Here is an 11,200-nt window from a genome sequence, read left to right as displayed (position 1 = left end):
GTCTATAGTTTAGGAGTATATTCAATAAATACATTCTTTTTTATGAATATATAGGTATATTAGGGTGGTTTGGTTTGATTCACAAATATAAATATGAGTAACTGTTATGGTTTATAAATATTTCATTTTTGTACACAGACGCTTCTTAACAGTAAGTATATCTTGCTTATTTTTGATGGGGTTGCTGACTGGTTGTACCATTAATTCAGGACTTCAGTCAGGAGTATTACCAGAATCTGGTACTTTTACTGCGGAAAACGGTTTGCAGTTTCATATTCAGCCGTTGAGTCTGCCGACCTTGCCCCGCAAAGTAGCACCCATGCCCAACCAAGACCTCTATCATCTAATCAAAACTTCTGGACGAGTCAGCTATGGCATCTCCAAAGGGGATACGCTCAATATTATCCTTACCAGCTATCCAGATATTAACGCCTCAACTGCTAGCCTGACCGTTGACCAACAAGGTTTTATACAGTTTCCGTTGATAGGCCGTATTCAAGCCAGTGGTATGAGCGTACCGCAATTCACCGCAGTGCTACAAAGTAAGCTACAACGTTATCTCAAGTACTCAGATCCACAGGTGAAAATTATTAATTACCGTGGCAGTAAGTTCTTTGTTGATGGGGCAGTGAAGCAATCTGGAGAGTTTGCTATTGCGGATGTACCGATCTCAGTATATGGGGCCATCTCTATGGCAGGTGGTACAACTGAGACTGGTGATTCCAATAATATCGTACTGAATCGTCAAGGTAATAGCTATCACTTAGGACTTCAATCGTTACAACAGATGGGATTGTCTGCCAATCAAATATACCTACGAGATGGCGACTCTATTCACGTCAACAGCCAAAGCCGTAATAAAGTCTATGTACTGGGAGAGTTTGGAAAGATTGAGCCAGTTGCTATTCCTGAGCAAGGCTTGAGCTTAGCGCATGTGCTGGGCGAGTCAAACGGGTTGGATTCCAATACCGCCAATGCGGCTAAGGTATACATCGTTCGCGATAACCCGCAGTACCAATACACTAATATTTACTATATCGATATGCAGAGCATCACGAGTTTGGCGCTAGCCAGCCGTTTTAATATGCAGGCCAATGACATACTTTATGTTGACCCAACAGGCTTGGCACGCTGGAACCGTATCATTAGCGCGATACTGCCATCAACTTCTGCAATCAATGTAATCTCAGGACTATAGGTATCAGTTATGGACGCATTTGATAACATTTTAGTCGTTTGTATTGGCAATATCTGTCGTAGCCCGATGGCAGCTGCTCTATTGACTGAGCGCTATTCTGACAAACATATCGAATCTGCGGGTTTGTCCGCACTAATAGGACACTCTGCGGATACAACAGCGATTGAATTAATGGCTAGGCACGATATAGACATCAGCTCACATGTTACCAAGCAAATCAGCGAAACGCTGGTGAGAGAGGCAGATTTAATTTTAACGATGACAACCGAGCAAACCAAATGGATTGAAAGTCGATGGCCATACTGCCGTGGTAAAACGTTTCGAATCGGTTGTTGGCTGCATAAAGATATTATCGACCCTTACCAGCTTGACGTTGAAGTATTTGAGATCAGTAGACAAGATATTGTCGATAGTCTTGAGCAATGGAATGACAAAATTAGTGACGCGATGCCAATCCAAACTTCGACGCTAAGCGAGTGCTATTAAGCGATCAACATTGAATGATGAGTATATGGTTATGAATAATATGGATTCAAAAGACCTATCAATGCCTATGGGCGAAAAAGACAATGACAACATCGACTTAATGGCGCTGGTTTTGGTTTTGGTGCGTGGCTGGAAAATCATCGCACTCATGGCATTACTAGGGTTCTTGATAGGCTTTCTGTATACCCGCTATGTCAATCCAACTTTCCAATCGGACGCGCTGATACAGATCGAAGAAAACACGCAAGGCGTAGAGGCGCTTGGTGAAAATATCTCGGGTTTGGTCAAAGAAGAAACAAGTAAAGCAGAGACAGAGGCCGAACTCATACGTTCGCGCATGATATTAGAGCCTGTGGTTGATTTATTGAATTTACGTACTCGACTGACAGATCCCAATATTGGATATATCGATAGAATAAAAAACAATCGTATCGATACGCAAATAAATACCCCTGATAGTGTGTCGCTCAACACGGGAAACGGTCTAGTACAAATTGAGCAATTTGATGTAGCACCTGAGTATCTTAACCAATCCTTTACGTTGATCAGGTCTGCAACGGGATTTATCTTGAGCAATGGCTTTGATGAATTCAAAGGTCAACTTGGTCAGCCGCACCAATTTGAAGGACTGAATGGTCAGATTAATATCACGGTGACTGAGCTACCAACGGATAGCTATCCTATTAATATTACTAAACAGACGTTAAAGACCACGACAGATGCTATCAATAGCACTTTGTCTGTTGAAGAAAGAGGGGATCAAACCAGTATTATTCAACTGTCTATGATAGGCACCAACCAGCAGCAAATTACTATCATACTCAATCAGATAGTCCAGTCCTATGTCGATCAAAACCAATCCCGTGGCTCGGAAGAAACCACCAAAACCCTTGCCTTTATGGAAACGCAAATTCCAGCGTTGAAAGAAAAGCTAGAAAACTCTGAAGCGCTGTTTAATAGTTTTCGTAAAAAATATGGCACTATTGATGTGGGCAAAGAAGCAGAGCTTTTACTGAATGAAAAGTCTCGAATCGGTGAACAGCTCAATGACCTTAAGCTCAAAAAAGCAGATCTAACGACCTACTATACTGAAGAGCATCCAATGGTCATTCAGATAAATGAGCAGCTCAAAGTCCTGAATAGTCGGACGCAAGCAATAGACAATACCGTTGCTGGCTTGCCTGAAATCCAGCGAGAGTTTTTGAAATTATCAGAAGATACAGCACTCAACAGAGAAATCTATCTGACACTGCTCAAAAATTATGAACAACTCAAAATCGTTGAAGCCGGTCAAATTGGTTATGCTCGTATTTTGGACAGACCAACCAGCACCTTTGATGCTATAGCACCAAACAAACTGCAGATCATCATGCTGACTGTGCTTATAGGCACCATGCTTGGGATAATATTGGTTCTACTCAAAAACCTAATTCGAAATGTTGTAAAAGATCCAGAGCATTTGGAAGCCAAAACAGGCATACCTGTCATCGCGACGATTCCACGCTCCCCCTCAATATCTAAGCTCGGTAAAAACAAAAAAAATACCGATCGTATGCTTGCCCATGTGGATCACAACGGCTTAAGTTACGAAGCAATTAAGAGTTTGAGGACAAATCTTATATTTGGGATGCCAATAGGAGCGGTAGCTGGACAGTCTGCTAAGGTGATACTGATCACAGGAGAGAGTCCGGGTGTCGGCAAGTCTTTTATTACTGCTAATCTGGCAGAGGTGTTCTCACAGCTTAACAAAAAGATTTTGGTCATTGATGGAGATATGCGCTTAGGAGAGCTACACAAAATGTTTGGCATGAGCCAGCATGAAGGTTTGGCTGATTATCTGCTACAGGATGAAACTGGCCTTATCCCAGTAAGCGAACCGCAAATCAATACTGATATCTCTAAATTGAATCTCGAAAGCTTTATTCAACCAACTGGTATGAAGCATATTGATTTCATATCACGAGGTCGACAGTCTCATAACCCTACATCATTACTGACAGGAGAGAGCTTCAATCATTTGATGGCAGAGTTGAAAAAGCAGTACGACTATATTGTTATTGATGCGCCACCAATATTAGCGGCTTCAGATGCCATGGTATTAGGGCAACATGCAGACAAAGTACTACTTGTCACTAAGTTCAATCATTCAGTAGAAGGACAACTGGTTTATGCCATCAAACAGATGAGCAGAGCCAATGTACAAGTAGATGGCATTATCCTCAACGATGTACGTCAGAGCATTATAAATAAGTATAGTTATAACTACCATTATGCTTATGGACATACCCAATAACTTGTTTTTTTACGGCTGCTTCTCATGAGTAACATAACTTAAGTAGGTGAGTCTTATGTTTATAAAAACAGAGTTTAACGAAGCTTATCAGGCGCCCAATGACGTGAGTCGATGGTCGAAGCGTGTGGCTCTGTATTTATTGTCATTACCACGGTTTGCCAAGTGCTCTATATTATTTAGCATAGATTTTGCAATCTCGATACTTTGCTTATGCTCTGCATTGGCGTTACGACAAGGTTATATTGACTATCATATCAGCCTTGCTGGATTGGTGTTTTACGCGCTTATTCCAGTGGCTAGCTTGTACTTGATAGGTTTTTATAAGAGCGCCTCTAGAGGGTTTTTTGATGCCGCTATGGGACGTATATTACAGTTATTTTTATTACTCATTATTGTCTATGAGCTCATTATTTATTCAAATATAGTGGCGACAATGCCGCGCTCAGCACCAATTATATTTTTATTTCTATTTTTTATTTGGTTATGGAACAGTCGGCTGGCGATACGTGGACTGCTGACACGATCAAAAAGATCAGATGAGCAGAAGGGCTTAGACAGTTGCTGCGATAACGTAATTATTTATGGTGCTGGAGAAGCTGGTAGAGAGCTATTAGAAAGCTTGAGACACTCTCATAAATATAATGTGATGGCATATATCGATGATGATCCACAGCTAACAGGTGCTTATCTGCATGGCAAAAGAATCTATGCTGCTCATGCTCTGCCTTGGCTCATTGAGAAATGTGATGTTGCACAAGTGATTTTAGCGATTCCATCTATGAGTCGTCTGCGCAAAAAGCAAATTATGGACAGCCTAGCCAGTATATCGGTCAAGATAAAGGATCTGCCAAGCTTGCGAGAGCTTGCTGATGAGAGAGTGACCGTCAGTCATATACGGCCAGTTGACATATTAGATGTACTCGAAAGAGAAACTGTCGAGCCAGTCGCAGAACTACTGCAAAAAAACATCACTGGTAAAAATGTTCTTGTTACAGGCGCTGGTGGATCTATCGGTAGCGAGCTGTGTCGACAAATAATGAAAAACAAACCCTCATGTTTAGTGTTGTACGAACAGTCCGAGTATGCCTTATATACGATAGATCAGGAGCTCAGGAAGCAAGTAGCAGATGATAGTAATTGTCGTAATATTGAGATCGTTAGTATCATCGGGAGCGTGGGCAACGAAAAAAAATTAATTAATATATTCAAAAATAGACATATAAACACGATTTATCATGCGGCGGCCTACAAACATGTGCCTATTGTGGAGTCTAATCCTTTTGAGGGAACCATCAATAATACCAAAGGCACGTACCATTGTGCTCGTGCTGCGATACGGGCAAACGTCGAAACCTTTGTATTGATCTCTACTGATAAAGCAGTTCGACCAACCAACGTGATGGGCGCATCTAAGCGCTTGGCTGAATTGGTTTGCCAAGGGTTCAGTCAAAGCAACAGCAAAACCTGTTTTAGCATGGTGCGCTTCGGCAATGTTTTAGGCTCTTCAGGCTCGGTCGTACCATTATTTACCAAACAGATTGAACAGGGTGGCCCGATTACCATCACTCATCCAGAAATAACACGCTACTTCATGACCATTCCAGAAGCGGCAAGCCTTGTTATCCAAGCAGGGGCAATGGCATTTGGTGGTGAAGTGTTTGTTCTGGATATGGGCGCACCAGTTAAAATCGTTGATCTTGCTAAGCGCATGATTCGTTTGACAGGGTATGAGCTAAAAGATGCGAGCAACCCAAATGGTGACATCGAAATTGTCTTTACAGGATTGAGGCCTGGCGAGAAGCTCTATGAGGAGTTGATTATCGGTGAAGACAACATCGAAGCTACGTTTCATCCACTCATCATGCAAGCTATGGAGCATAGCTGTCCTTTAGAAGATATCGAGACTATTTTATTTGAATTTATCGCAAGAGCAAAACAGCAAGATACTGAATGGTTGAAAGAACAGTTTAGAACCTTTGTCGAGGGCTACCAAGAAGGCGATAACACTGAAATTGAAAAGAAAAATATAGAACAATTAGAGGTGGTTGGTTAAGGGGTAGTAGTGATATTAAGTAGGGCTGTTAAATAGCAGTGATAGGATTGGTCTACATTATATATTCCAAGGGATTAGAGCATTGATACCTTGATATTTAGCTTTTCCACTAAACAGGCTGTAGTTGAGTAAACCATGTTAAAAGTAATTAAACAGCTGTTTTCACTGCTGACAGATAAGCAGCTAAAACAATTTTATATATTACAAGTGCTAGTAGTCGTAATGGCTTTTACGGAGCTATTAGGGATTGCTTCTATAGCACCATTCATGGCGCTGGTCGGTGATATCAGCATCTTAGAAACGAATACAGTTTTTGCTGAGATATACCAACTATCTGGCTTAAACAATCCAACAGACTTTTTGTTCTATAGCGGTTTTTTCGTTCTGATTATGTTGATGGTTTCTACTATAGTCTCAATGTTTACCATTTGGAAATTATCGATTTTTGGCGCTCGCATCGGTACAGAGATTGCTGATCTCTTATATACATATTATATGCAGCAAAGCTGGCAGTTCCATGCAAGTAGTAGTAGTGCACAGCTGACCAAGCAAGTATCTACAGAGGCTGCGCGAATCAGTATCGGAATTATGCAGCCGCTTGTACAGATGAATGCAAAGATCGTTTTGGCCGCTTTTATCTCTATTAGTATCGTCATCTACGACCCTCTAATAGCTATTTTGGGATTGGTTATATTTTCATTAGCATATTTTTTACTCTATAGCTTGGTTCGTGAAAAACTCGCTGCAAATGGAGATAAATTGTCAGAGATCTCTACTGAACGTTTCAGGCTCATGAATGAAGGGTTTGGCGGTATCAAGGACGTATTACTACTGGATCGCAGCCATGATTTTATAGAAAGCTTTCAAAACAGTGGCAAAGTGTTTGCGCGAGCTCAAGGTACCAATATAGCTATTAGCCAAGTACCACGTTACTTCATAGAACTTATAGCTTTTGGTGCGATGATTTCTTTGGTGTTGCTATTGATAAAATTACACGCTGGTAATTTAGGAGAAGTCTTACCTATTTTGGCAGTTTATGCACTTGCAGCTTTTAAATTACTGCCCGCATTACAGCAAATTTATTCTAGTGTTTCCCAAATCAAAGGAAATATAGCAGCTTTTGAAGCGGTCAAAGAAGATTTAGAGCGCGCATTTAATAATCAAAAACCTATAAATAGTGATTCATCACCTATACCAATATACCTAAGAAAAAGCATCGTTTTAAAAGATATTGAGTTCAGTTATCCAGGTAAACACAGAGTGGCAATAAACGGCGTCAACATGAACATTCCAGTGAATAGCGTGATTGGCTTGGTAGGTTCGTCAGGCTCTGGTAAGTCTACCTTGATAGATTTATTACTTGGCCTACTGACACCGCAACAAGGCAGTCTATATATAGATGATACCCGTATTACCGCTACAAATAAGCGGGCATGGCAGGACTTGTTAGGGTTTGTACCGCAAAGTATTTTTTTGAGTGAAGGAACGATTGCGGAAAATATTGCTTTTGGTATTCCCAAAAAAGACATTGCGTTGAACAAAGTGAATAGAGCACTGATTTTAGCCAACTTATCTGAGTTAGTGGCGCAGCTACCAGATGGTATCAATACAAGAGTAGGCGAGCGCGGCGTTCAGTTGTCAGGGGGGCAGCGTCAACGTATCGGTATTGCACGAGCACTTTATCATGAGGCAGAAGTTCTGGTATTTGATGAAGCAACCAGTGCGCTAGACGGTATTACAGAAAAGATAGTAATGGATGCTATTCATGAATTTAGTGGTCAAAAAACCATCATTATGATTGCCCATCGCCTAAAGACGGTCGAAAAATGTGACCTTATCTACTTTATGGAACAAGGAAAAATTATTGATTACGGCACTTATCAAGAGCTTGTGGTGCGTAATCTGAAGTTTAAGGAAATGGCTAAGCATGCCTAAGCTTGATGTACTTTTATAGGGATATGATTATGTCTGATTTTATAGTTAGCAGTGTCAAATTAAGAAATTCTGGAAAGGGGGTTTTGTACTCATATGAAGTCTCAGACAGTATAAAAAAATTCTTCAAAGAACCTTTTTTTATTGACTATGACGTCAGTATCGAAGACGTACCAGATAGTATTTTGATTATCCCATTATTAGCAAATGTATTGCCGATATCTTGGTTGGTTGGCTTCAACATAACGGTTGATTCACTTGATGAGCAATTTTATCAAGCGGTATTAGAGATTAAGAAAGTCTTTATAGAAGAGTTTCCAGAGATATCAAATAAACAATCTAATATTATTTTTAGTCAATTAGAGCGTAATCATACAGAGCTCAAAAAGGATGCGATGTTATTTAGTAGTGGGGTAGATGCTTATGCTTCTTACTTTAGTCATCAACAAGATGATTTGGACTTGATCCTTATAAAAGGAGCAGACATTCCATTGGAGGACACCAAGCAATGGGAGACTGCTAAGAGCAATGTGAATGATGAGGTTCTATTGCGTCGCAACCAAAAACATTATATCGCCATGAATTGCCGTGACTTTTACTCTTATAGAGTAAAGGAGCTCATCTCTGGCGGAGGCTGGTGGGGTAAGATTCAACATGGATTGACATTGACCTGTGCCGTTGCTCCTTTAGCCCATAAGCTGGGCTATGGAACGGTATACATTGCTGCCACAGATACGCCGGATTTTAAGGTGTTTTGGGGGTCTATGCCTGAGATAGATAATAATGTGAAATGGGCTAATACTCGTGTAGTGCATGACTGCTATCACATGCATCGCACTGAAAAAGTAGAGTCGATAGTCAAAAATACAAAGCAGCTCAACAAAAAAATAAACCTCCGAGTTTGCTATTCCGAATTCAATAATGGTCTTAACTGCAATCAATGCGAAAAATGCTATCGAACGATTTTTGCCTTAACGTTATTCGGTTGCAACCCTAACGATTTTGGTTTCAATGTCGATAAAAACTTATATAAAGATATTGAGAAAAAATGGGAAGGAGGGTTTGTTAGTGAAGGCATTCGGTATGACTGGGAGCCTATGCTAGCACTGCTAAAAACGAATAACTTGTATCAGTTTGCAGGTTATGAACATAGCACACAACAACTAGAAGATAAGCTCAGATCTGCACTGCTATCAGAGATTGTTCATGATGATTCTAAAACAGCAAAAAGCAAAAGAATAATAATTGCGACCTTTCCTAAAGCATTCAAAAACTACTTAAAAATTAGAGGGCTATTTAGATGAAATATGGTCTGATGACGTATACGGAAAATAAGAAGACTTTCAATATTGGCGACTATATTCAAAGCCTTGCTGCTAAGCAATTCTTGCCACAAGTCGATTGTTTTATCAATCGTGAAAAGCTTGCTGAGTATCAAGACAGCGAGGCCATATTGATTATGAACGGTTGGTTTACACACAATACGACCAATTGGGTGCCATCGAAAAATATAAGACCGCTACTTATATCGTTTCACGTAAACAATACGGCCGCGCCTAATATGTTAAATGATAAAGGTGTTAACTTTTTAAAAAATAATGAGCCTATCGGTTGCCGAGATTATTTCACGATGAACTTGTTACAAGCAAAAGGTATTGATGCTTATTTTTCAGGTTGTCTGACATTGACGTTAGACAATTACAGGGTTGATGACTCTGAACGCGGCAATGATATTTATATCGTTGATCCATTATATGGTTTCCCAAACAAGCAGCGCATTTTCTACGATATCAAATCATTGTTAAGAGCGACTCGCAATGGTGATGTTTTTAATATGCATCTCAAAAAGAGATATCTCAAAAAAATATTCACCAGAGAGTTTTTGAGAAAAGCACATTACATTAAACAGGAATTACCAGCAAAAACTTATACAGAAGAGCAGAAGTTTGCGATGGCAGAAGCGCTCTTACATAAATATGCGCGTGCAAAACTGGTCGTTACGTCACGTATTCACTGTGCGCTACCATGTCTTGCTTTAGGTACACCCGTTATTTATATCAATGGTTTCGACAGTTTTGTTGACTCATGTAGATTAGATGGTCTGGCAGACTTATTCAATCGTGTGGATGTGGACCGATCTAAAGGTAAAGTGAGCAACAGTTTTAATATAAAAGGAAAGATAAGTTCGAAATCAAGAGTGGTAAACCCTATTTTTTATAAAAATCTAAAAAAATCTATGAAGAATAAATGTCAGGAGTTTATTAAGAATGATGTTATATCTAGTTAGTCGTTAAATCTATTAATTAGATTACGAAAAATGAGGGTTGATTTTTATCTTAATCAAGTATTTGGTTTTTTATCTAAAGGAGTATGGAGCGATGAGTATTGATAGAAAGATCCATTACTGCTGGTTTGGTAAAAATCCTAAGCCAGATTCGGTTTTACAGTACCTTGAAGGCTGGAAAAGAAAGCTACCAAAATATGAAATTATAGAATGGAATGAAAGTAACTTTGATATAGATGTTTGCAAATATGTGAGAGAAGCTTACGATTCTAAAAAGTATGCTTTTGTTAGCGATTATGCGCGTTTATTAGCTCTTTATAATCATGGCGGTATTTATTTAGATACAGATGTAGAGGTTCGTAATAATTTAGACCCTCTATTAAAAACAGGCAAGCTCACTTTCGGTTTTGAAGAATTAAATTTTATCGCAACCAGCACGATTATTGCACCGAAGTCTAGTGCGTTTATCAAACAGTTTTTAGACAGTTATCATGCTAGAAGCTTCATAAGTAGTACAGGAGAGCTAGATACCAGTACCAATGTGCAAGCGCTTACAAGATTGCTAGAGGATATTGGACTAGAGAAAAATGGTCGCTATCAAAGGTTAAGATTTGAGGGAGAGGATATTATTATTTTAGAACAAGACAGGCTTTCCCCTTTTGACTATATCAATTATCACGACAGATCAAGCGCCAACACTTATACCGTTCATCACTTTAGTAACTCTTGGGCCGGTGCTAACAGCCTTAGGAAAAGCAAAATAAAGAAAATAATAGGAAAGAATAACTTACGTATTCTTAGAAAGATATTTAGTTAGTGCTTTGATATATAGTTAAATCTTTATAAAATCGATACAGCCCATATCATGAAACAGTTTAGGTAGATTATTCTCCATCCACCCTTGGCGTAGAAATTTAGCCTGTGCCCACTTTTTCTCAATAGGGTTCAGATCAG

At 39.6% G+C, this 11,200-nt stretch carries 8 protein-coding genes; all 8 read left to right on the top strand.

Annotated features, from left to right (window positions below):
• Positions 1-106 precede the first annotated feature (106 nt).
• The 8 genes from JMX83_RS14230 (at position 107) to JMX83_RS14195 (ending at position 11,063) form a co-directional block, all read left to right on the top strand.
• On the top strand, positions 107-1,198 hold the full coding sequence (locus tag JMX83_RS14230; protein ID WP_201603095.1) for a polysaccharide biosynthesis/export family protein: 1,092 nt from the start codon (positions 107-109) through the stop codon (positions 1,196-1,198).
• 9 nt (positions 1,199-1,207) lie between these two features.
• The gene (locus tag JMX83_RS14225; RefSeq protein ID WP_201603093.1) at positions 1,208-1,684 is read left to right on the top strand and encodes a low molecular weight protein-tyrosine-phosphatase; all 477 of its coding nucleotides are present in this window, start codon (positions 1,208-1,210) and stop codon (positions 1,682-1,684) included.
• A 25-nt stretch (positions 1,685-1,709) separates the two neighbouring features.
• Positions 1,710-3,977 carry a polysaccharide biosynthesis tyrosine autokinase gene (locus JMX83_RS14220; RefSeq protein ID WP_227675878.1) on the top strand — a complete coding sequence of 756 codons (2,268 nt, stop codon included), beginning with the start codon at positions 1,710-1,712 and terminating at the stop codon, positions 3,975-3,977.
• A 55-nt stretch (positions 3,978-4,032) separates the two neighbouring features.
• The gene (locus tag JMX83_RS14215; protein ID WP_201603092.1) at positions 4,033-6,030 is read left to right on the top strand and encodes a polysaccharide biosynthesis protein; all 1,998 of its coding nucleotides are present in this window, start codon (positions 4,033-4,035) and stop codon (positions 6,028-6,030) included.
• 135 nt (positions 6,031-6,165) lie between these two features.
• Positions 6,166-7,965, top strand: coding sequence for an ABC transporter ATP-binding protein (locus tag JMX83_RS14210; protein ID WP_201603090.1), 1,800 nt, complete (start codon positions 6,166-6,168; stop codon positions 7,963-7,965).
• Between the two features lie 29 nt (positions 7,966-7,994).
• Positions 7,995-9,266, top strand: a complete 1,272-nt coding sequence (locus tag JMX83_RS14205) for a hypothetical protein (protein WP_201603088.1) — start codon at positions 7,995-7,997, stop codon at positions 9,264-9,266.
• Positions 9,263-10,249 carry a polysaccharide pyruvyl transferase family protein gene (locus JMX83_RS14200; RefSeq protein WP_201603086.1) on the top strand — a complete coding sequence of 329 codons (987 nt, stop codon included), beginning with the start codon at positions 9,263-9,265 and terminating at the stop codon, positions 10,247-10,249. Before JMX83_RS14205 ends, JMX83_RS14200 begins: the two co-directional genes overlap by 4 nt.
• A 91-nt stretch (positions 10,250-10,340) precedes the next feature.
• Positions 10,341-11,063, top strand: coding sequence for a glycosyltransferase family 32 protein (locus tag JMX83_RS14195; RefSeq protein ID WP_201603083.1), 723 nt, complete (start codon positions 10,341-10,343; stop codon positions 11,061-11,063).
• Positions 11,064-11,200: the final 137 nt, after the last annotated feature.

It is taken from the genome of Psychrobacter piscatorii, from assembly GCF_904846415.1.
GTDB lineage: Bacteria > Pseudomonadota > Gammaproteobacteria > Pseudomonadales > Moraxellaceae > Psychrobacter > Psychrobacter piscatorii.
The sequence above is the reverse complement of the archived record's forward strand: the minus strand, read 5'-3'. Positions and strand labels throughout refer to the sequence as shown.